This is a genomic window from Paenibacillus graminis, from assembly GCF_000758705.1.
In the GTDB taxonomy this organism is placed as follows: Bacteria; Bacillota; Bacilli; order Paenibacillales; family Paenibacillaceae; genus Paenibacillus_AQ; species Paenibacillus_AQ graminis.
Window position 1 is genome coordinate 6219902 of sequence record NZ_CP009287.1, and the last position, 22552, is coordinate 6242453.

Annotated in this window: 21 protein-coding genes; 7 read left to right on the forward strand and 14 right to left on the reverse strand. The window is 51.2% G+C overall.

Annotated features, from left to right (window positions below):
* Window position 1 precedes the first annotated feature (1 nt).
* Window positions 2–655, forward strand: a complete 654-nt coding sequence (locus PGRAT_RS26885; protein ID WP_025704546.1) for an SdpI family protein — start codon at window positions 2–4, stop codon at window positions 653–655.
* A gap of 304 nt (window positions 656–959) precedes the next feature.
* On the opposite strand, the gene PGRAT_RS31955 is transcribed toward PGRAT_RS26885, so the two are convergent.
* The 3 genes from PGRAT_RS31955 to PGRAT_RS26900 all read right to left on the reverse strand — a co-directional run bounded on the left by PGRAT_RS31955 (window position 960) and on the right by PGRAT_RS26900 (window position 5859).
* Complete coding sequence (locus PGRAT_RS31955) at window positions 960–3620, reverse strand: O-antigen ligase family protein (RefSeq protein WP_052415737.1); 2661 nt, start codon at window positions 3618–3620, stop codon at window positions 960–962.
* A 144-nt stretch (window positions 3621–3764) separates the two neighbouring features.
* Complete coding sequence (locus PGRAT_RS26895; RefSeq protein ID WP_036707314.1) at window positions 3765–4958, reverse strand: class I SAM-dependent methyltransferase; 1194 nt, start codon at window positions 4956–4958, stop codon at window positions 3765–3767.
* Window positions 4959–5196: 238 nt separating this feature from the next.
* Window positions 5197–5859 (reverse strand): DUF6483 family protein, encoded by a 663-nt coding sequence (locus PGRAT_RS26900; RefSeq protein ID WP_025709379.1) that lies wholly within the window; start codon window positions 5857–5859, stop codon window positions 5197–5199.
* A 262-nt stretch (window positions 5860–6121) separates the two neighbouring features.
* Here PGRAT_RS26900 and PGRAT_RS26905 point away from each other — a divergent pair, with 262 nt between their 5' ends.
* Both PGRAT_RS26905 and PGRAT_RS26910 read left to right on the forward strand, forming a co-directional pair.
* Window positions 6122–6625 carry an ArsR/SmtB family transcription factor gene (locus PGRAT_RS26905; protein WP_025709381.1) on the forward strand — a complete coding sequence of 168 codons (504 nt, stop codon included), beginning with the start codon at window positions 6122–6124 and terminating at the stop codon, window positions 6623–6625.
* 5 nt (window positions 6626–6630) lie between these two features.
* On the forward strand, window positions 6631–7923 hold the full coding sequence (locus tag PGRAT_RS26910; protein ID WP_167337253.1) for an MFS transporter: 1293 nt from the start codon (window positions 6631–6633) through the stop codon (window positions 7921–7923).
* A 397-nt stretch (window positions 7924–8320) separates the two neighbouring features.
* On the opposite strand, the gene PGRAT_RS26920 is transcribed toward PGRAT_RS26910, so the two are convergent.
* On the reverse strand, window positions 8321–9106 hold the full coding sequence (locus PGRAT_RS26920; protein WP_025709384.1) for an alpha/beta fold hydrolase: 786 nt from the start codon (window positions 9104–9106) through the stop codon (window positions 8321–8323).
* Between the two features lie 104 nt (window positions 9107–9210).
* Window positions 9211–9717: a spore protease YyaC gene (yyaC, locus tag PGRAT_RS26925; RefSeq protein WP_042268405.1), complete on the reverse strand. Its 507-nt coding sequence runs from the start codon at window positions 9715–9717 to the stop codon at window positions 9211–9213.
* Between the two features lie 183 nt (window positions 9718–9900).
* On the opposite strand from yyaC, the gene PGRAT_RS26930 reads away from it, so the two are divergent.
* Window positions 9901–10125 carry a DUF1128 family protein gene (locus tag PGRAT_RS26930; RefSeq protein ID WP_020426842.1) on the forward strand — a complete coding sequence of 75 codons (225 nt, stop codon included), beginning with the start codon at window positions 9901–9903 and terminating at the stop codon, window positions 10123–10125.
* A gap of 93 nt (window positions 10126–10218) precedes the next feature.
* Here the strand turns inward: PGRAT_RS26930 and PGRAT_RS26935 are convergent, their stop codons facing one another.
* The 4 genes from PGRAT_RS26935 to PGRAT_RS26950 form a co-directional block, all read right to left on the reverse strand.
* Complete coding sequence (locus PGRAT_RS26935) at window positions 10219–10938, reverse strand: pirin family protein (protein WP_025709388.1); 720 nt, start codon at window positions 10936–10938, stop codon at window positions 10219–10221.
* 246 nt (window positions 10939–11184) lie between these two features.
* Entirely contained in the window at window positions 11185–12021 is an 837-nt protein-coding gene (locus tag PGRAT_RS26940; RefSeq protein ID WP_025709390.1) for a sugar ABC transporter permease, read from the reverse strand.
* The gene (locus tag PGRAT_RS26945; RefSeq protein WP_025709392.1) at window positions 12018–13325 is read right to left on the reverse strand and encodes a sugar ABC transporter permease; all 1308 of its coding nucleotides are present in this window, start codon (window positions 13323–13325) and stop codon (window positions 12018–12020) included. The genes PGRAT_RS26940 and PGRAT_RS26945 overlap by 4 nt, the downstream gene beginning before the upstream one ends.
* 19 nt (window positions 13326–13344) lie before the next feature.
* Window positions 13345–14667 carry a sugar ABC transporter substrate-binding protein gene (locus tag PGRAT_RS26950; protein WP_025709393.1) on the reverse strand — a complete coding sequence of 441 codons (1323 nt, stop codon included), beginning with the start codon at window positions 14665–14667 and terminating at the stop codon, window positions 13345–13347.
* Between the two features lie 451 nt (window positions 14668–15118).
* Here PGRAT_RS26950 and PGRAT_RS26955 point away from each other — a divergent pair, with 451 nt between their 5' ends.
* From PGRAT_RS26955 to PGRAT_RS26965, 3 genes are all read left to right on the forward strand, one after another.
* Window positions 15119–16870, forward strand: coding sequence for an alpha-glycosidase (locus PGRAT_RS26955; RefSeq protein WP_036707326.1), 1752 nt, complete (start codon window positions 15119–15121; stop codon window positions 16868–16870).
* Between the two features lie 259 nt (window positions 16871–17129).
* Complete coding sequence (locus tag PGRAT_RS26960) at window positions 17130–17633, forward strand: YtxH domain-containing protein (RefSeq protein ID WP_025709398.1); 504 nt, start codon at window positions 17130–17132, stop codon at window positions 17631–17633.
* Window positions 17634–17787: 154 nt separating this feature from the next.
* The gene (locus PGRAT_RS26965; protein WP_025709399.1) at window positions 17788–18120 is read left to right on the forward strand and encodes a DUF5665 domain-containing protein; all 333 of its coding nucleotides are present in this window, start codon (window positions 17788–17790) and stop codon (window positions 18118–18120) included.
* Between the two features lie 134 nt (window positions 18121–18254).
* Here PGRAT_RS26965 and PGRAT_RS26970 read toward each other — a convergent pair whose 3' ends face one another.
* The 5 genes from PGRAT_RS26970 to PGRAT_RS26990 all read right to left on the reverse strand — a co-directional run bounded on the left by PGRAT_RS26970 (window position 18255) and on the right by PGRAT_RS26990 (window position 22486).
* Entirely contained in the window at window positions 18255–19025 is a 771-nt protein-coding gene (locus tag PGRAT_RS26970; protein WP_025709401.1) for a sigma-70 family RNA polymerase sigma factor, read from the reverse strand.
* Window positions 19022–19474 carry an anti-sigma B factor RsbW gene (rsbW, locus tag PGRAT_RS26975; protein ID WP_025709402.1) on the reverse strand — a complete coding sequence of 151 codons (453 nt, stop codon included), beginning with the start codon at window positions 19472–19474 and terminating at the stop codon, window positions 19022–19024. The genes PGRAT_RS26970 and rsbW overlap by 4 nt, the downstream gene beginning before the upstream one ends.
* 18 nt (window positions 19475–19492) lie before the next feature.
* Window positions 19493–19831 carry an STAS domain-containing protein gene (locus PGRAT_RS26980; RefSeq protein WP_025709404.1) on the reverse strand — a complete coding sequence of 113 codons (339 nt, stop codon included), beginning with the start codon at window positions 19829–19831 and terminating at the stop codon, window positions 19493–19495.
* A gap of 97 nt (window positions 19832–19928) precedes the next feature.
* Window positions 19929–21599, reverse strand: a complete 1671-nt coding sequence (locus PGRAT_RS26985) for a response regulator (RefSeq protein ID WP_025709406.1) — start codon at window positions 21597–21599, stop codon at window positions 19929–19931.
* 17 nt (window positions 21600–21616) lie between these two features.
* The gene (locus PGRAT_RS26990) at window positions 21617–22486 is read right to left on the reverse strand and encodes a CheR family methyltransferase (protein WP_025709408.1); all 870 of its coding nucleotides are present in this window, start codon (window positions 22484–22486) and stop codon (window positions 21617–21619) included.
* Between the last annotated feature and the right edge of the window lie 66 nt (window positions 22487–22552).

Here is a 22552-nt window from a genome sequence, read left to right on the forward strand (position 1 = left end):
AATGAAAAACTTCATTTGGAAATGGCAGGATACGGTGATTGTCATTCTGGGTCTTCTCTCGCTAGGCTATGCGCTGGTCAATTACGGCAGGCTGCCCGACCAGCTTCCTGCTCAATTCAGCATCAGCGGTCAGGTCAACACGTACTGGAGCAAAGGCTCCATTATCGCTTTTATGGGCTTTATGGGACTGGTTTTTCCGCTGGCGATGCAGTTCATCAAGAGCTTCGATCCGAAGAAAGAAAACTACAATAAATTTCCAAACGCCTACAAAATGATCCGTCTCGCGATCGCGGCTTTGTTCGATGCTATGCTCGTGTTGAACGTCTCCTACGGTCTGGATCAGAGCATTCCTGCCGGCAAAATCGCTATGGTTGCTCTAGGCCTGCTGTTTATTGTGGTCGGCAACTTTATGCCGCAGATTAGAGACAACTATTTCACAGGTATCCGCACCGCATGGACACTCGCCAGCCCGGAGGTATGGCGGAAGACGCACCGTTTCTCCGGTGTCATGTGGATGATCGGCGGTCTGCTGATCGTGCTGGGAGCATTTTTACCAAAAAGCCTGTCCATCAGTATGATTATTGCCGCGCTGGTGATTGTTATCATCCTGCCCTTTGCGTATTCGTGGCTGATCTCAACCCGCAGCAGGGCTTAAAGTCATATTAGTTGAGATGAATCTGAAAATGGCTCCAAGAAGGCAGCCCTCTTTAGTGGAAAAAGTATCACGAATTGAACCGCTTGAGCCCATAAAGTACCCTGTGTGGGAAAAAGTATCACTAATCCGGCTCAAATCGGCCTTGCGGAGTAAAAACGCAGGAATTAGGTGTACAAAATCCCACTAAAGGTCGCCGGAGACAGGATTTCAGCAAATTTAGTTTTACTTTTTCCACTTAGCTTACGTTCTCCAATACAACTTTGAGGTTCAATGATAGATATAGGCGAGAAAAAAATCCACAAAATCAAGGCTCAACTTCCGGCTTAGTGCCCTCCCCGCCCACAGGGAGAATTGCCGCCTGAAAACAGCCTGCAGCCGCACATGCTTCTCTCAGCCGAAGGTCTACGCCTTCGGCTTCTTGGTGGACGCCAAACCGGCGGTCATTGTGCTGCCTCCCCTTGTTATCCTCTTGTTCCGCCAACAACCGGTACTGGCGCAGCAGCTCCAGGCCCGCTTCTGCACTCTGGCTTGAAGCTGTCCTGTCCCCCGCCTTCAGGCTCCGCATACTCATACCCAGCATTCCTTTAGCTGCTTCTACCCGCTTGGCTGCATTAAAAACATCCAGCGCTTCGCTTTTCCGCACCCAATACAGAGCTGTTCCCGGATTATTTCCGTCCATTGCCCGCTTGGCCAGTTCCCAGTTCAAAGCGGCGGCTTCCGGGGTATAGCCCAGAGCCTTCCGGAGCAGGGCACTTCCCTCTGGCTCCGGAAGCATTCTGGATAAAGCAGCAGCGGCCTGCGGCTGACGGGGGTTCCACTGCAGAGATTGCCGCAGCAGGGAGATCCTGTATTCTCTCTGGGAAGCGCCAGCAGCCTGCTTGTATAGCGACTCCCCTTTCGTCATTTGAAAGGACAATACGGACAGCGCCAGAGTGACGCTGCAGAGCAGTGTTACTGCCGAAACTTTCAGCAGGGGATGCTGTAACGTAAGGGACATCAGACGCCAGGGGCTAGCCGGTCCTTGAAGCAAGGGTGTCGGCGAAGCTGCGGCTCCTGCTGTTGCCGGGCACACAGGGATTGAACCCGCTGGCGCGGGAACAGGTTCTTCAGCAAGACTTCCGGGGCCGCCAGGGATGGGCGGCGGCTGGGCAGCTGCGGGGAGTACCGGGGAGTTGTCTGCGGCAGCGTGGTGAAGCTTCTCGGCACGGGCAAGCGCCGTCAGCAGGAACAGCAGCAGCCAGACAAGACCGTAGCTCCAGTCAAAATCGACGGCGCTATGCAAGGCAAGCGCCAGCAGGGGCGGCAGCAGCCTTGGCGCCTCTGCCGCCACCAGCCATCCTGCGGCCAACAGCAGCAGCAGGATTACCGCAAGGCCGGCGCCTCCCAGGTTCAGCAGGAGGTCCAGGTATCCGCTATGCACCTGGCTGCCCACATAGGGGCGGGACTGAGCTGCAAGATATGTGCTCCGCCAGGTCCCGCCCCCGCGCCCCAGCCAGGGCGCTTCTGCCGCGAGCTTCCAGGCATCGCGGTAGAACAGCCCGCGGGCGGCGACCGTCGATGACGGTCCGGTGATCCGCTCGCTCACCTGCAGGAGGACGGCGCTCCCCGCCGCCGTCCAAAGTGCCGCCGCCAGAGCTGCCCTGGCGGCATGCCCCCCGCCTGCCGCGCCCGTCCGGCGGCGGCACAGCCAGGCGCCGCCAAGCAGGGCGGCGCCCCACAGTCCGGCCAGCAGAAGCAGGCCGGACACAGGCTCTACCGCCAGCCCGGTCCGGGCCAGTTGGCGGTAGAGCAATGCCGCAGCGGCCATAGGCGCGGCACCGGCAAGCAGAAGCGGCATGCAGAGCTGCCGCTTCCAGAGCAGGGCCGCGGCAGAGGCCAAGGCCGCGGCCAGCCATGCGCCGCGCGACTCGCTGAGCAGCAGCGCGGCAGCGTAAGGGAAAAGCGGCAGCATGCGCAGCATACGCAGCAGCAGCTGCCGCTTTTCTGCGCTGCTGCACCATCCGCGCAACCCTCTAATCCCTTTCCTGCCGCTCCACCCCCACACGATAATCCTGTGCGTAAATCCCCGCTCTCTCTGCATGTTTCGCCGCCCGCTCTTCCCTTTCCTGCCGCTCCACCCCCACACGATAATCCTGTGTGCAATGCCCCGCACTCTGAGCATCTTTCTCCGCCCGTTGCTCCCCCTGCCGCTCCACTCCCTAACCCCATGCGTCACCTCCCCATCTATGCCCTTTCGGATTTTTTTCGGCCCGCTGTTCCCGTTCCCGCCGCTCCGCTCCTTAGTTCCAGTGCACCGTTCTGCCGCCAAGGACTGTGCCCGTTCCACTTGGCCTGCAGCGGCAAACAGCCGCTCCAGCAGGAACACAGCCATGACCGCCCCGAAGGTATTGGGATACTGCAGCAGGCCAGCCAGTCTGGCACCGGTGGCGCTGACTTCAGGTGCTGCGGTGTATGCTATCGCATAGGGGAGCTTCAGCTCTGCGCATACTGCAAGCAAAGCACTCAAGCTGATGGTCATTCCCGTCACATGCCAAATTGCCGTAAGAAACCGCGCGCCGTGCCGGTCAGCCGCACAGAAATGGGCCAGTATGGCAAAAGTGGCATAGAATGCCCAGCGCAGCAGTTCATCCGCTGTCTCTTGAGCAGACACAGGACCCCGCAGACCCGCCCATGCGTATAGGATAAGGATGGCCAGCGGGCAGCCCAGCAGGATCAGAGCCGCCTTATTCACCACAGGGATCGCGAGAACATAACCCCCTCTTTCAGCATGGCGCAATGCAGAGGCTGCCTGGCCCCAAACGCAAAGAAGCCCGCACAGTGCCAACCACACCGTGAGAAACATATAGATCTCTCCGGCAAAAAACATCCCCCTCAGCAGGGAAGCTGCCATGACCGCTGCGGATACAGCACCTGTACAAGCGAAGACTAGCGCTTTTTTCTGGCTGTCTTGGTTATTCCATCTCATTTGAATTTCCCCTGTATGACTCAAGTTACCTCTAGTCTTTCCAGAATGCCTGGAAAACAAAAGGCAGCACAAACAGGACGAACCTGCTCCCGTAGGGAAGCGGCCGTCCTGTCATGGCATTAATGATTCATCGTATGAAGGAAATTAGCCCTGCACTGCGCTTTCACCCGGCAGCAGATCAGCGCAGACGCGCTCAAGATACGGCTTAGCACCGAGAAAGTCACGGAATGCGCTGTATTCGCGCCATTTGGCGGTATTGTCTCCGCTTGCGCCTTTGACGGCCCGGATCAAAATGTTCTTCGGGGTATGCTCCATGTCAATGAACTCCAGCAGCTGTGTGCGGTATCCCATGAGGTCCAGCAGCTTCGCCCGGATCGCATCGGTCGCGAGGGCTGAGAAGCGCTCCTTCAGGATACCATGCGACAGCAGCGGATTCAGCACCTCGCTTTCGATCTGGGCAAACAGCTCATGCTGGCAACAGGGAACAGACAGAATCACCGAGGCACCCCAGCGGACTGCTTTTTCCAGTGCTGCATCGGTTGCAGTATCGCAGGCATGAAGCGTTACGACCATATCAACCTGATCCAGCTCGTTATAATCTGCGATATCACCAACCAGGAAACGGAGTTTGCTGTAGCTGAGCTTGGCTGCAAGCGCGCTGCAGTGCTCAATCACATCGGCTTTGAGATCAAGTCCGACAATATTCAGCTCCCGCTGCTCGCGGATGGCCAGGTAGTGATACAGCGCAAAGGTTAAATAGGATTTGCCGCAGCCAAAATCCACAATGGTCAGCGGACGGCCGGTTGGCAGATCGGCCAGCACATCTTCCACCATCTCCAGAAAACGGTTGATCTGACGGAACTTATCGTACTTCTTGGCAAGCACTTTTCCCTCGCTGTTCATAATGCCCAGCTCTATCAGAAACGGCACTGGCTCGCCTTCATCCAGCACATACCGCTTGCGGCGGTTATGGGCCAGATTGGGCGCCTCCTGCTTGCTCGGTGATTTGGTCAGGATGGATACCTTATACTTTTTACTGATCAGCACTTGATAATCAGCCTCGATGGTACATAGCAGCCCTTGACGAAACTTCTCTCTGAACAGTGACATTAATTCTTCCGCCGCTCCCTCCGCCGGAATATTGCGGTGCTCAACCTTGGGACCGGTAAAGTATGCAAACTGATAATACAGCTTGCCCTTTAATTCAACGGGCTTCACCTGCACCTTGGTGTAGGTCGTTTCACCTTTGCTTCGCAGCTGGCTAAGAGTGGCCGTAATCAGTGTGCGGCCGCTCATGACTTGTTCAATTAAAGCATTTAAAGATTCCACAGGGTACATCTCACTTTCGCCAAACAGAAGATAATTTATAGTGTGATTCTTATTTTTGCCTAAAATCCGGAATTAAATTGCACGAAATACAGTATGTGATTTATCGCAAAACCTTTTTTAATGCAGAAGTTACAGTGATGCCACAAATCCTCCATTGTGATCTAATGTGAACGCTACGGATTATAAGTTCAATTTATATAGTATAGCATTATTTCAGTTGGAAAATAGCAGTCCGCGCAAGGCTTCATTACTGTCTGACAGCAGCCGTACGTCTTTCCCATTCTTTCAGGCCTTCTCTGACCTCTTCTGCCGGGAGACCGCCGAGTTCCAGTTCTTCCGGACTTTTCAGCAACAGCCGGCCGTACAGTTCTTTACCCTCCTGGCCAACATCCTGTCCTTGCTCCCACAGCCTGTAGAGACTGTCTTCCGCCTTGGCGTAGCGCCCGAGCGATTCCATGTAGGACAGCAGCAGCCGCTCTGTTTTTGCCGGCAGACTATATGCCTGGGTTTCTCTCAAAAGCTCGTCGATATCAGCCGGCATTTGCAGCAAAGCACGGTCAGCACCATGCAGATCAGCATACAAAAACAGGTGCAGCGACCTCATAGCTCTGAACAGCCCAGCTTCCTTATCCCCCGCCGCTGTATAGATGGCTCCTTCTTCCTTGAGCAGCCGGGCTACACCCTGAAGCTTATCGGATTCCACAACGCCACCCAGCAGATACATATCAATAATATCCTCTACGGATAATGAATTCAGCAGCCGGGAATTCAGGCGGAAATGCCGGATCAGCAGCTCATCAACCTCCCACAGGGCTTCGGTCGTCTTTTTCTCCTGCTTAAGCGTCATTACCTTGGCGACCATTGCGGTCATGTCCTCAATCATCCGCACAATGTAATCTCTTCGGAACATATTGCACACTCCTTCCATAGCTGCAGCGCCTGGACTGCAAATCTTCCTTCAGCGGCCAGCTTCTTAAGACTGCCCTTGGGATTCATCTTAAACCATTACACCGCTTAGCGCTACTTGCAAGCCAGAGGCATGCAGAAGCTCATTGCAGCAATTGTCTGTTGACAGATCTTCACATGATGGAATACACTGCCAGTAACATGATCTGTAATCCAGATCGAACTATAATGCAGTACGTCCTGATTCCGGATCGGAGGGTTTACAGATGAATGAAAATAAGGAATATCAAGCTTCCGGCCAGCCCCGGCCTCTGAAGGTGTCCCCCGAACAGGAAAAGCTGCTGGAAAGTGCACTGCGGATCAAGATTATGCATCTGCTGGCTGCAGAACCCCTGACCTCCAAGCAGGTAGCCCAAAAGCTGGAGAAAACACCGGGGAATGTCCATTATCACATCAGCAGGCTGTTTGAAGGCGGACTGCTGGAGCTTGTCCGGACGGAGGCTGCCGGAGGTATTGTCCAGAAATTTTACCGTTCGAAGGCCACCTGGTTCCGTTCGGAAAATTTCAGCGGTTTTCAATTCCGGGCGGAGGATCAGGTGGACCATTTCACGACAAGACTGACCTTGTCCCCGGAAGAGCTGGAGAGCTTCCGGCGGGAGATGATGGATTTTATCTCCTCCTGGGAATCCAAGGTTACCTTGGGGACTGAATATGGCGTTGATGTCGTCATCGGACATCTAAGGACTTCCGAGCCGGAGGTGACCCCTTAGAGATGATGCCTGCAAGCAATTCTGAATCAGGTAAAATCAATCCATTCCGCGGGTTTGCCGCACCTTTTGCCAAATCCCGCGCGTTTCCCTTTTTGTGGCTGGGACATCTGATTTCTTTCCTCGGGAGCTCGGTGACCATGGTAATTCTCCCTGTCCTGGTCTATTCCCTGACTGGATCTACGACAACCATGGGTGTCGTAATGGCTGTCTACATGCTGCCCAACATCCTCATGCTGCCGGTCTCCGGGCACATTGTGGACCGTTATGACCGGGTGGGGATCATGATGCTGGCTGATATTTTCCGCGCCTTAATTATGCTCGCTACGGCCGTGCTGGCCTTGACCGGACTGCTCATCATTCCGTTATTGCTGGTATTAATCGGCTGCTACGGCCTGCTTGACGGCCTCTTCCAACCGGCATATGCGGCGGTCCGGGCTACAATATTTACACCGGACATCCGGGTCACTGCAAACTCGGTAACCCAAATAACCACACAGACCGTCCGTTTGATCGGTCCTGCTCTCGGCGGGCTGCTTATCACTCACCTGTCGGCAGGTATCGGCTTTGGCCTTGATGCCTTTACGTATGTATTCTCATTCATATGCTTGATCTATTTGCGCAGAACGCTGATTGCCAGAGTGCGGACTGATGCATCCGGCACGGCTGGGTCCATGGCCGCTCCGTCCCCTTCAACCGACTGGAAGCAGGATTTCATGGAGGGGCTTGCTGTACTGCGCAGCCATCCCTGGCTCTGGATTACCATTCTTGCGTTTTCATTTATCAATATTTGCTATGGCGGAATTACGAGCATTCTGGTACCGTGGCTTTTTAAAGTCCATCATGGCTGGGAGCCATACCTCTACGGGCTTGCCGTCACCTGTTCCGGTGCCGGAGCCATCCTTGCCGGACTGATCTTCGGGACCCGCCAGAGATGGAGCCGCCGTGGCCTGATGGCTTATGGCGGAGCTTTTATCAGCGGGGTGTCCCTCCTTCTGCTTCCCTTCGTCCCCAGTGCAGCTGGTGCGGTGATTCTCTTTTCCCTGGAGGGCTTCGGGCTCATGGTATTCATGCTGATCTGGGAGATCAGCATGCAGGAGCTGGTGCCGCAGGAAGCATTCGGGCGTGTAGCAAGCCTTGATCTCCTGGGCTCCTTCGCCCTGCTGCCGGTCGGCTATATTCTGGTCGGCTGGCTGGCCGATCTGATCGGCGGTGTAGCAACAATTGCCATCTTTTCGGGGCTGGGCATGGCCTGCATTGCGCTCGTGCTGAGCATTCCGGCTATCCGTAATTTCCAGTAATATAGCATTAGGTAGCCGTTTTGGATTTCAGTTCAGCGTTGCCTGGAGAACCCTTTATGAATCCTGCGGCAATTCCAAGTGAAAAAAGGTTAACTCATTCAGCTCATTTCGCTCCTGGCGCAATCATTCGAACAATTATGTTTCCTTTTTGCAACAAGTACTTCACCTGCTTCTTCACAAGCGCCAGTTGGAAGAAGGCTATGGAATCCGACTGATCCCCACCCTTTTGAGGGAATTTGCTGATTTCCCGTCTACTTATCCCCAACTTTATACACATATTATCCACAAGGAAAGGAATCCTAATTTTCAAAATAATAAAAGAAGCAGCCCCGTTTCGTCGGGTGCTGCCTCTTTAAGGGTATCCTCTGCAGGATCTTGCCCCGCATAGGATCTCTGATTAATTGCGCACAGCTGCATGCACATAGTCCTTGATGATTTCGGCCAAACGTTCAGGTGCTTCATACATGCTCATATGCCCTACCCCGGATATGGTTGCCTGGGTGACATTTGGCTTGTTCGAGGTAAATGTCCGCTCCGGGGACACCTTGCTGTCCTCTGAACCGGCTACAAGCAGCACCGGCAGTGCCGTGGCTGAGATGACGTCTCGGCGGTCAGGACGCTCGCGCATCGCCATCGCGGCTCCTACTGCCCCTTGAGGAGGCGTTCTGTAGCCAATTTCCTTCGTTCGTTCGAGAAGCTGCGGAGCTGCGCCCGGCGCAAATAGCCCCGGCACCAGCCCATCCACAAAAGCGAAGATTCCTTCATTCTGAATCTTGCTGACACTTTTCAGACGGTTCTCCTTAGCCTCCCCGCTGTCCGGATAACCGGTAGAGTGAATCAGTCCGAATCCTTTCAGACGGGAGGGGTGGCGCTGGGCGAAGGAAAGAGCAATATAGCCGCCAAGGGAATGACCCAGCAGATAACACTCTGGAATCTCCAGCGCATTAAGCAGGGACAATACATCATCAGCCATCTGATCTATACTGTACGCCCCGAGTGGAGCATCCGAGACGCCATGCCCCCGCAAATCCGGAGCGATTACCCGGTAATTGCCGCTTAAGAACGGAATCACCTGCTCCCAATAGCTGGAGCTTCCACAGAAGCCGTGCAGCAGTACAATAACGTCACCTTTGCCCTGATCACTGTAACAAATATTGCTTCCCTCACAACGAACAATTTCCATGGCAGCTTCCCCTCTTTCTATGTAGTAGTCAAACCCGGCTCGCGGACAACTGGATGATCGTGGTCTGAGACGGTTTGCTTGTCTTAAATATTTAAGCTATTTCTTCAATCTTGAAACGCTTTCCGGGTTTCCATTCCGAAACCGGCCGCAGCAGCCAGGGCTATTTGTTTAGCCATTACCATCACTCTGTGCAAGGGGGTACTCTGCAGTGTCCGGTATGGCCGGGGTCCGTTGACATCTACAATAGCCGCCAAGCTGTAATGTCCCACTGCCGGCAGGTTCAGCCCCACCGATTGGGCCGGCCGCAGCGGCTCAGCAGCCGTCAGGAAATAGCCAAGGGAAGCCGGGGGACCCAGACAGGCGTCAACGGCAATAACAACCTGCCCGGCAGGAATTTCCGCTATCCGTGCCTCCAAATTATCTGCGTCGCAAGGAGAAGGCATTGTCCCGCTTACATGCGGAAAGCCGTGCTCTAAGAGCTGGCTGCCGGTCAGTGGCCCTAGCGCATCACCTGTGGACCGGTCTGTGCCAATACACAGAAACGTGATCTGCTCCAGCGGATGCCGGGATGCGATCTCCCGGAAGAAGAATATCAGCCCGGAAGCATCCATTTTTTTGCGTTTTCTGCTTTCCTGCTCCCTGATTGCCAATGTCCTTGCCTCCCTCTACTTTTTATGGCACGTGTATTGCTTATAATTTAACAGATATCACCGAAATGGACAAAACAATGGTGTTTGCGTCCTGAAACATGTTAGAATGTTTGAATTAATATATAGAGAGGACTGTTAAACCCAATGGATTTATCGCAGCCTACCCAGGAAAATGTTGAATATATGATCGAGGGCATTAAGAGCAAGCTCAAGATGGCGAGTGCGGCAGCCATGCAGGCCTCTGCCTTTTCAGTGAAGAATTACGAGGACATTCTTGATATTTATGAAGTCGCAATGGGCAGTGACAGGCTGAGCATTTCCCAGGTGGAAGCGCTGGTCTCCGAGCTTGGACGCCTGCGGGACAAGTAAAAAAGCATACACACGGACAGGAGCCCCATCCTGACATCCACCAGCTGATGGATGTTAGGATGGGGCTCTCTTTTGACTTACCGGCTCCGGAAGCTACGGAAGGTCAATCAGTACGAACTCCGCGTTGCTGTCACTGCCCGTTCCTTTAAGGATCAGATCACAGCTCTTGCGGATGCGGGCTGCATCGCCCGGCTGAAGCTGGAACACTCCATCCGAGCAAGCAATCTCCAGATTGCCGGAGATGAGATAGATATGTGTCCGCCTGTCTTCACGCTGCTGGTATTTCAGTGCCCGGCTCCGCTCCAGAGAAGACAGGTAGATGGTTACATTCTCATTGATCTCCAGCGCACTCTCTTCCCCTTTTCCTGATGCTACAGGCAAAAGAGTATTGGTCTTATGCTCTGCCGGATAGAACTTTGCATCCCATTTGGGCTGCCGCCCCGGCTGATCCGGGAGCAGCCATATTTGCAGAAAACGGGCATTAGCGCTGTCTGACGGGTTCGTTTCCGAATGATTGATTCCCGTCCCCGCACTCATGACCTGGACACTTCCCCCTTGCAGTTCTGCATGATTCCCGAGATCATCCTGATGCTTCAGCACCCCCGATACTACATAAGTAATAATCTCCAGATCATGATGCGGATGCTCATGCATGCCTTGTCCGGGGCTCAGCTCATTGTCGTTATGGGCTAGCAGGGCTCCAAAGTGCGCATTGCTCGGGTCATCATAATCGGCAAAAGAAAAGCTGAACTCACTGTGTATCCATTCTCTATTCGAAGTATGGCGCTCTGCTGATGTGATTACTTTGATCATAATTAAATGCACCTCCAATGATGTGGGAACCTTATCCGTACTTCAGGGTATGGCCGCTTCTCAATTAATTGTTGTTATAGGTGCTGTAATTATGTATTTCTTACCCGCATCCCTTCCGGGTCAATCATTATCATTTACTATATTATTCCAAACCAAAAAAAACCACCCGCGGGAAATGTGGACTGAACTGCAGATTCCCGCAAGGTGGCCGATCGTTGATTTATACAGTTTATCGCCTGAACTCAATCAGCCTTTCATCGCGCCTGCAGTCAGGCCTTCAATCAGGAACCGCTGCAGAAAAATAAAGAGCAGTGTTACCGGGAGAGCAACCAGAACCGCGCCGGCTGCAAACAGGGTGAATTCGGTCGAATTGCTCTGATTCACCATGCGGAACAGGCCGACAGCAAGCGTTCTCTTCTCCTCTGTACGCAGAATAAGATCAGCGAATATAAAATCCACAAAGCAGCCGTTAAAGATCATCAGACTGGCATAGGTGAGCATTGGCTTCGACAGCGGCATCATAATGGAAAGGAACACTTTCATGTGGCTCGCCCCGTCTATCCGAGCGGCATCCTCCAGGCTCTTCGGAATGGTGTCAAAGAACCCTTTGGCTACAAAAACGTTCGTAATTATCGATCCGCTGCTATAAACAAGCACAAGAGCCCAATGCGAATTAAGCAGCCCCAGGGTGTTCAGCAGCACGTAAATGGCAATCATCGCCATGAATCCCGGGAACATTTGCAGAACCAAAAACGCCGTCAGCATGCTTTTTCTGCCCGCAAAACGATACCGGGATATAGCATAAGAGGCCAGCAGCAAAAGAGAGGTGCCGATCAGTGTCGAGAGAGCTGCAACTTTAAGTGTGTTCAGGAACCACTGCAGATACTTGGTCTGCTCAAACAACTCCTGGTAATGAACTAAGGTCAGCTTGTGCGGAATCAAGGTGTCGCTGAACAGGCTGTTTCCCGTCTTGAACGAGGACATCACAATCCAAATAGCGGGGAACAAGCTGATGAAGCTAAGCAGAATCAGCAAGGCATAGCTGCCAATCGTTTTTGCGGCTTCCTCCGGTTTCCGGTTCATGTGATCATATCCTCCTCTTTATAGGACCGTGTCCGGCGGTAGCTCCAGATGGAAAATGTGGCGACCAGCAGGAAGATGATAATTCCGATAACGGAAGCGAAGCTGTATTGCGATTGGTTCAGCGCCAATTTATACAGCCAGGTCACGAGCAGATCGGTATCGCCTGCATATTGGTAATGAGGATTGACCGGCTCTCCGTTGGTCATAAGATAGATCACATTGAAGCTGTTAATATTGCCTGCAAATTGCATAATAAGAATGGGGGCGGTTGCAAAAAGCACCATGGGCAACGTAATCATCCGGAACTTATGCGCCGATCCGGCACCGTCCACTTCAGCTGCCTCATACAAGTCCCGCGGTATGGTGGTCAGCACACCGAAGGCAAGGATCATCGTAACCGGAATGCCGATCCACATGTTGGCCAGTATAACGGTGACTTTAGCCCAGAACGGGTCTGTCAGCCAAGGCAGGCCGTTCAGCCCAATCATTCCCAGATATTTATTGACCGGTCCGAACTGGTTGTTGAACATATTGCGCATCACGAGCAGCGAGATCATATTGGGAATGGCAAAAGGCACAATCAGCAGAGTCCGCCACAGCTTTTTGAAACGGACGCGCGGCTGGTGAATGAGCACAGCGACAAGGACCCCTCCGATGTAAGTCGTTACCGTGGCTATAACCGCCCAGCACAAGGTCCATGTCAGAATACCGACAAAAGTGGAGCTCCATACATCCAGACTCAGCATCTTCTTAAAGTTGCCGAAGCCGACCCAGTCTACCAGATTAGCCGGGGGCAGAATCGGGTCCGCATAGTTGGTAAACGCCAGGAGGACCGAGAACACAAGCGGCAGGATCGTCAGAAAAACTATAGCGGTTAAGGGAATTGCCAGCACCAGATAGGCAAAATGTCTCCGGCCCATATACTTGAGCGATTGGCCGAAGGACCGGATCGGCTCCTGTCTCGCCCGCGCCGCTCCGACCATGAAGGCATCTCTGATATTCAGCAGATAAAATCCGCAGTACAAGAGCAGCGCAAGCAGCGCCATCAGACCGTTAATCATCATGAAAATGGAGTGGTCGCCCTCTACCATCCGGGTCATCTTACCTACCTTGACCATCCGGCTCGGCAGCTCGCCTAGTGTAATCAGACCGCGCAGATGACCGGTCAAACCATGGATCATGAAATAGAACCAGGCCATACCCGTCAGCAGGAACGTCAGCCCTTTCAACCACTGCCGGTTGTATATCTGTCCCAGGCCCGGGATTACAGCCGAAAGCACCGCTGCGCCTGTTTTTTTTGGCATAAGTCAAACCACCTGTCCTTTATTTCGACTCCAGATCGGACTGAATTGTCTTCACCGTCTGATCCATGGTCTGCTTGACATCAAGACTTGGATCGTTCCACAGGGATACAAAAGCGGCCTTTAAGGGTTCCCATACGGCATTGACTTCAGATATCGCAGGCATTGGCACGGAGTGCTGGAACTGTTCAAAGAACCCGAGGGTAATGGGGTCATTTTTTATTTCCTGTGATTCACCGGCTTCAATGTTTGCAGGGATCGCTCCGGTCATTTTGTAATTTTTAAGCTGATTTTCTTTGCTGCTGGCAAAATGTGCGAATAACCGGGCGGCAACGGGATATGCGGTATAAGAGTTAACATAATAGGATTTGACGCCAGAGAACGATATCATTTCCTCCCCGTCCGGCCCCTTTGGAAGCGGTACCAATCCAAGATTGATATGATCCTTGAACGACCCTGTGGACCACGGACCGTCAATGTTCATGGCAAGTTTTCCTTCCTGGAACAGCTGGGTTTTCACATCAAAGGTGATATCTCCCGCATTCAGCGGCAGGATTTTTTTCAGGCTCTGGAGAAAAGTGAATCCTTTGATTGTACCTTCATTATTCAAGCCGATATCCTTCGGATTGTTATTGCCATCGCCGAAAATATAGCCGCCGAAGCTGCCGATAAACGGATACGAATAATACCCGACAAACTCCCACATGACTGCAAATTTGTTTTCTTTCGGCTTGTTATACTTATTGGCAAAAGCAATAACATCATCCCAGGTCTTGGGAGCCTCGGGCATCAGGTCCTTATTATAAAACAGCGCATAAGTCTCTACCGACTTGGGATAACCGTACAGAACCCCATCATAGGATGATGCCTGCAGCGCTGTCTGCACCATACTTGCTTTCGTTTCCTCCTCAAACACATCATTGGGCAAAAGCAGACCGGCTTTGACGGCCTGGCTGATCTGGTCATGCGGAAGGGTCAGCACGTCGGCCGCAAGCTTGGATGGACCATCTGTAGCCAGCCGCCCTCCCTGGTCACCACCCGCCAATTCTTCAACGGTGACGGGGACACCGTATTTTTTCTCAAAATCGGCGGCAACCTCCTTCATGTAGTCAAGCTGCTCCTTGGCTTCCCAAACCATCAGCTTCGCTCCCTGCTCCGGCTCCATTTCCGGATCGGCGGTATTCTCCGGAGCAGAAGATTCGGCGGGCTGGTTGTTCCCGCTCTTCGGGCTGGAGGCGGTATTCGGGCTGCCTGAGCTGCAGGCTGTGGCCGTCAAAACCAGAAGCATACATAAAACTACCATCAATGATACCGCATTCATTTTGGAATGCTTAAATCTCTTCATGCACTCATCTCCCCTGTAATACTCATTGAACAAACCTGTCTCGCACACACATTCAGGCAAATAAAAAAGGTACAACCCCTATTGCACAAAGTGCCGAGGTTGTACCTTCACAGGTAACATTGCCTTTAAAATTTAGTGTATTTACAGATGACTAAGTTTGTTTGCCCTCATTCTATAATAACCGGAAATTTGAATGCAAGCGCTTTAATTTAAAAATGCCCCCGTTTTTTCAATCTTTCCATATTGTTTTCTTCCGAATTGAATCAATATCTAAGTATCTCTCCATTTTCCAACCCTCCTGGCTCAGTAAAAATAAGCGCTTGCCATAAGCGGAAAACATATGTTATGATGCAGGAAAATTTAAAGGCAATGAAGCCGAAAGGGTTCAACCTCCACAATGGTGAGGTTGAACCCTTTTTTGCGTTTGCTGCCGCGAAGGGATGATATGGGTATGATTCACCTGGAAAGCGTTTATCACCGGATGGGCCAGAACTGGTCTTATGCCTACGACGAGACTGCAATCCATATTCGCCTCCGGACGAAACGGGACGATGTATCACAGGTAGATTTAATTTGCGGGGACAAATACGGCTGGGACAGGACTCATTCCGTTTATTCTATGGAACGTCTGTCCAGCGATAATTTGTTCGATTACTGGCAGGCAGCCGTTCAGCCGCCCCACCGCCGCTTGGCTTATTATTTTGCGCTGCACAATGAAGGAAATACCATATATTTTCTTGAAAAGGGGTTTCTTGAACAGCCCCCTGAAGTTATCTATGAGGGCCTGTTTGACTTTCCAATACTGAGCCCTGAAGATGTGCACCGTCCGCCCGCTTGGGTGAAGGATGCCGTTTTTTATCAGATATTCCCGGAACGTTTTGCGAACGGGGATCCTTCCAATGATCCCGAAGGCGTACTGGAATGGGGGGGCACACCGAGCCCGACGAATTTTTTTGGCGGAGATCTGCAAGGCGTGCTGGAGCATTTGGATTACCTGTGCACACTCGGCATTAACGCCATTTATTTCAACCCTCTCTTTACGGCAACCACCAATCACAAATACGACACCGCAGATTATTTAAGAATAGACCCTCATTTCGGGACGAATGAACTGCTGAAAGAACTTGTGGATGCCTGCCATGCGAAGGGAATCCGTGTGCTGCTGGACGGGGTATTTAACCACTGCGGCCATACTTTCCCCCCATTTATGGATGTGCTGGAGAACGGACGCGCTTCGCGTTATGCTGACTGGTTTCATGTCAAAGAGTGGCCTCCCGGAGTCAACGGGGGAATCCCCACCTATGATACCTTCGCCTTTGAGCCGATTATGCCTAAATTTAACACAGCGAATCCGGAAGTCAAGGCATATCTGCTGAAAGTCGGCCGCTATTGGATTGAGGAAATCGGTGTAGACGGATGGCGCCTGGATGTCGCCAACGAGGTTTCCCATCAGTTCTGGCGCGATTTCCGCACTATGGTCAAACAGATCAATCCCGATGCATATCTCGTTGGAGAAATCATGCATGATTCCTTGCCATGGCTGCTCGGAGATCAGTTCGACGCCGTAATGAATTATCAGCTGACGAACATGCTGCTGAACTTTTTTGCCCGTGGGCAGACCGATGCCGGTCAGTTCTCGCGGTCGGTCGGAGCTTTGCTGGCCAATTATCCGCAGCAGATTACGGAAGCTTCCTTTAACTTAATGGACAGCCACGATACAGTACGTTTCCTGACCCACTGCGGCGGGGATACCCGGCGGCTGAAATTGGCCTTTCTGTTCCTGATGACCTTTCAGGGTACGCCTTGTATCTATTACGGGGATGAAATCGGCATGGATGGGGAGTATGATCCACACAACCGGAAATGCATGGAATGGGACCCCATGAAACAGAATCAGGATCTTCTGGAGTATTACCGCTGGGCCATCCAGCTGCGGAAATCGAACTCCGCATTCCGCAGCAGCGCGATTAAATTTATGGAGCACCCAGAGCATCCTGCGCTGCTTGTTTATGAACGGCGGGATGAGCACCACCGGTTCCTGGTCATCATGAATAACTCCGAATTTCCCATGGACGCCCAAGTATCAGCGCTTAAATCAGAGAGTGTCTGGATCAACCAGGAGCTCCAGCAGCCGGCAGACATCGGGGAACGGGGAGAACTCCATTTACCCGCCTACGGGTATGTGATTCTCCGCGAGGCATAATGATAGACAAAACTTTTCAAGCCGTTTGTAAAGTTTCAAATATCGCAGTTTCGGCAGCATAAAACCAATAAATTTCACTCATGCTTCCATATACTACGGCAATCTTTCCCATGCTTGTTTGCTGTTTCAGCCCACTCACCCACGTTTATATACGAAGTAAGAACCTTCAGGCTACCCTGATATCCAGATGACGGCAGCTGGTTATTACCTGCAGCCGAGACGCTGGACTACAATAATTCAAAATGAGGAGTGATTGGTAATGAATAAAGCAGAAACGGAATATCCGGTAGAGAGTGGAAGCACATTTTTCAAAGGGATTTTTATCGGAGGTTTGATTGGTGCTGCTGCAGCATTGCTGTTCGCTCCCAAGCCGGGCCGTGAAATGCGCAGTGACTTGTCGGAAAAATTCTCGACCGCTACAGACAAAACAAAAGAGGTTGCTGGTGTCGTAACGGATAAAACGAAAACGATTGCTGCAACGGTTGGAGAAAAGGCTACCGACATTGCCAGCACTGTATCGGCCAAAGCTTCGGACATTTTCACCACAGTCAATGACAGCAAACAGCAAATTGCCGCTACTTTGTCGGAAACGGGCAAGAAAATCGGTGATACGGTGGGAAGCGCATCGGCTGATGTTGCTTCTGACGTAAAAGACGCTTCCAAAGATGTTGCCGAAGAAGCTTCCGCTTCTTCCAAGGATATAGCGGATACTGCAAAGGATGCCAAAGAGGAAGTTAAAGCCTCTTATAAATCTTCTTACTAATCTGTGGTGACCCGGGGCTTGATCTAAATGCAGGGAACAGCCAGCTCACTAGCAGCTGGCTGTTGTTATGTTCAAAGATGGCTTCTTACTGACGAATGAGGCTTTATTTCCTTATTAAAGTCCGGTTACGGGCTATAGAAAGCAGGTACGCCTTATGGGAGATGCGGGCAGCAACACGAAAAGATACGAGGTGGAGGAGCATCCCTTCGAGCTGAGGCATGAGGTCAAACGGCTAAATGCACGGCTTGATAAAATTGCGGATTCCCTGGAAAAATCAGAGTTCAAGGATATCCTTGAAAACTATACCAACCCCAAAAAACGGATTATTACCAATCTGATGGCAGGCATATCCCGTGGCCTGGGGCTCTCGCTTGGCACCTTTGTGATTCTCGGCTTATTGGGCTATATTCTCAGCCTGTTCCTGGATGTGCCGGTGATCGGTGAATATCTTGGAGAAATCAAAAAATATATTGATGCCAATAGCTGATCCCGCCCGGGATCAGCAGCATCCGCTTATCCTTTTACTGCACCGAGACCAAAAGGACATGCCCTATTCCCAGCCGGGAAGGGCATGTCCTTTTGGTTACAAGACTTGTACAGGCTTATATACACTTATCTATATCAATAGGATGAATTCGCCATAATCTGTTTCAGCTTTTCTGTAGCCCGTTTTTGAATCCGCGATACGCTCATCTGCGACACTCCAAGTTTCTGGGCAATGGCACGCTGTGATTGGCCGTCCTGGAAAGCCAGCAGCAGCACCTGCTGCTCCTGTTCCTTCAGTTGTCCCAGAGCTTGCTGCAAATCCATTCGCTTCTCCACGGTCTCATAATCGTTGGCTTCAGAGCTGATGAGTTCCCCAAGGGTAGCACCTGTCTCCTCTTGTGAGAGAGGGGAATCCAGGGATACGTAATGGTAGCACTCTCTTCCGGCCAGGACTTCGACTGTCTCTTCTACGGTAAGATCAAGATAATGGGCAATTTCCTCAACTGCAGGAGAACGTTCCAATCTGATGGTTAGCTCATCAATGGCCTGCTGAACAAGGGCACCCTTCTCTTTGATCCTTCTAGGAACCTGTATGTACCAGGATTTGTCGCGCAGAAAATTTTTCATATGCCCGATCATGCTTTTCATGGCATAAGGCTCAAACGGAATTCCCAGGCTGATGTCATATTGCTGCAGCAGCCTAATCAGCGCCATTTGGCCTACCTGATACAGATCTTCGTAAAGGTCAGGACGGTTGCGGGCAATCTTCCCGGCAGCCATCTTCACCATCGGTTCATATTTTCGGATCAAAACTGTTGCAATTTCATTATCTTTGGTCTGCTGGTATTCCCAGATCAGACTTACCGCTTCGTTCATGGACTCAGGGGGAGTCACTTTTTCGTTCATACTTTCTCCTCGCTGAAATTAAGCCGTTTGGTCAGGGTTACGACTGTCCCTCTCCCTGCTTCGCTCACAACGCTAACGTCATCCATGAGCGCTTGCATTAGGTAAAATCCCAGGCCGCCTACCTGAACATCATTCAGCTCTTTGTCATGCAGCGTCATGCGTTCTCCGGACGCATCCATACCGTCAAAGCTCTCCCCCTCATCTTTGACGGTGATGGACAAGGCCCCAGTTCCAACTTCAAAGATTACGTCAACCAAACCGTCCTCCTGCCCGTAGGCATAGAGCACAGAGTTGTTACAGGCTTCCGATACAGCTACTTTCATATCCTCAATATCTTCATAAGTAAAACCCATCTTGGAAGCAATGCCATATAAATTCAATCTGACGATATCGACATATTCTGCGCTTGCGGGTAACTGAAGAACTACTTTTTGCACGTCATCACTCATCCTTAGTTCGATCCTTTCCTAGTGGGAATTCTCTTGGGGGGCAAAAAACTTGGAGATACCTGTCATATCAAATAGCTTTTGAATTTGCGGCGGAACTTCCTCAACTGAAAACTTAACGTCCATTCCATGTCTTGCTTTTAGAATCGAGAGCAGAATACCAATCCCTGTGCTGTCGATATATCTTAATTCCTTCAAATTAATTACAAGATCAAGCCCAGTGTCCCCTACGAGCGGTTCCATAACCAGACGAAAATCGGGAGCAACCGACAAATCGAGCTCTCCGATTAAATAAACCGTGCATACATTGCCTTCAGTTTCAGTTCTTGCGTGGAACTTTTCGCTTTTATTTGTATTCATAGACAATCTCTCCTGATAAATGTTTTCTTTACCAATAACCCTAAAGCTGTACCCTTGAAACAAAAAGCACGACATTGACACACTGGTACTTATTGGATCATGCCTTATAAAGAGTGGTATTCCGCTGTGTTGCCGGGTTATCCTCATTAGCATAACGTGAAATAATTTGCTGAACACTGCTCATCTTCAGAGGTTTGCTGATATACCCGTCCATTCCTGCGGCCGAACAGCGGTTTTGAACTCCTTCCATTACGTTTGCTGTCATTGCAATAATAACGGCTTTGGTGGCATTATAGCCTGAACCTTGCCGGATTTTGGAAGTTGCCGTTAAGCCATCCATCACCGGCATCTGCAGGTCCATAAAAATAAAATCGTAATCCTCATGAAGTGACCGCTCCACTGCCTGCTGTCCATCCTCTGCCACTGTGGATTCATATCCCAGCTTGTCCAGCATACTGACCATCAGACGCTGATTAATTGGATGGTCGTCCACAACAAGGACTTTCCTACGCCATTGATGACCGGATACAGCACCTGGATGTTCTTCCTCCTGAAAGCTTTTCCCAAGCTCGTCATCAGGAATAGCAGTCTTAATCGTAAAAACAAAAGTCGCACCTTTTTCTTCCATCGACTCCACGCGGATTTCACCGCCCATCATCCCCACCAAAGATTTGCAGATGGCCAGTCCGAGACCTGTTCCGCCATATTTGCGGGTCATGGAGGAATCCAGCTGGGAGAAGGGCTGGAACAGCCGGTCACATTTCTCTGGAGAAATTCCAATGCCGGTATCCTTGATGGTAAACTCGACCGTCAATTTATTATCTTCCGAAGGCACACTAGAAGCAACAAGGTAAACTCCGCCTTGATTGGTAAATTTAACCGCATTAGCCACCAGATTGATTAATACCTGACGCAAACGGGCCATATCCCCGTAAATCAGCCTAGGCAGCTTCTGGTCTATGAAATAGGCCAGCTCGAGATTTTTTTTGCCGGCTTCTGCAGAAAATAAGCTGAATACCTCCTGAATCGTGGTCTGCAGCTCGAATAACTGCTCCTCCATTTCCATTTTACCTGATTCCATTTTGGTGAAATCAAGAATATCGTTAATGACGGTGATTAGGGTATCGGCACTTTTACGGATAATTTCTGTGTATTCTTTCTGCTCAGGGGCAAGCTCTGTTTCCATAAGCAGATCAATCATGCCCACTACACCGTTCATAGGCGTTCGGATCTCATGGCTCATCATGGCAAGGAACTCCGTCTTGGCTTTGGCGGCAATTTCCGCCTCTTCCTTGGCCCTGGTCAGCTCCCCGTTTATTCTCTCCAGCTCCTGTGTCTTTTGCTGCAGAAGCATAGTCTGCATCTGATGTTTCTTGGTAGTGAGGTACATATCAACGAAGCCTTCGATCTTGGATTTCAGAATCTGGGGAATGAAGGGCTTGACCATATAATCAATTGCACCGGCAGAATACCCTGCGAACAAATGTTCCGCCTCTTTGCTGTTGGCTGAGATAAAGATAATCGGAATATCTTTTGTCTTCTCTCTGGCTTTGATCAATTTGGCGGTTTCAATTCCATCCATACCCGGCATCTGTACGTCCAGTACAATCACTGCAAATTCATGCCTTAATAAACACCGCAGTGCTTCTTCACCGGAATTGGCTTTGACAAGCGTATAATGCTGGCTTTCAAGCACTGCTTCCAGCGCCAGCAGATTCTCAGGACGATCATCGACAAGCAGTATATGAATCGGTTCTTGAACCCCCATTGGCCCCTCCTAACCCGCTATTTAATCTTGCGGTATACTTTTTCTACTCTATCCAAGGGCTCGTAGCTGTCGCTGTACCTGGTAAAATGAATAGACTCCTTGGAACCGAGCACCAGGACCCCAAAACGGCTTAGGCTCTCTTGGAACAACCCGTGAACATGATCTCTAAGCTCGTCGTTGAAATAGATCATGACATTCCGGCAGAAGATCACATTGAATTCATTAAAAGAGGTGTCTGTTGCCAAATTATGCTCTGCAAAAATAATATTTTTGCGCAAATAAGGCTGGAGAATCACTGAATTATATTTCGCTGTATAGTATTCAGAGAACGCGCGGGTACCGCCCGCTTCCATGTAGTTCTTGGTGTACTGCCTCATCTTGCTGATTTCGTATACGCCTTCCTTGGCCTGCTGCAGCGAGCGTGCGTTCATGTCTGTGGCATAAATGCGCGCTTTGTCATACAGCCCTTCCTCATGCAGCAGGATGGCCATAGAGTATACTTCTTCTCCGGTGGAGCATCCGGCATGCCAGATCCGAATGTAAGGGTAAGTCCGCAGAAGCGGGATGACCTTCTGGCGGAAGGTCAGGAAAAGTCCGGGGTCCCGGAACATCTCCGTCACAGGAATGGACAGGCTGTATACAAACCGCTCAAAGCAGGCACGGTCATGCAGCACCTTCTCCTGCAGTGCGGATATCGTCGGCACATTCTCCGCATGTACGTGATGCCAGATGCGACGTTTCAGGGAAGGCAGCGCATAGTTTCTGAAATCATATCCATAGAAGCGGTGTACACCGCTGAGAAGCAGTTCTATCTCAATCTGCTCCAGCTCCTGTCTGGTGGCGGTCTGGGCAATTTGTTCTTCGTACCCGCGTTCCATCGCTGTCATTGTTATCAAGGCTCCCTTGCCTCTGGCGTATTACCGGGCCGGTGGTATTTTATACTGTAATTCTAT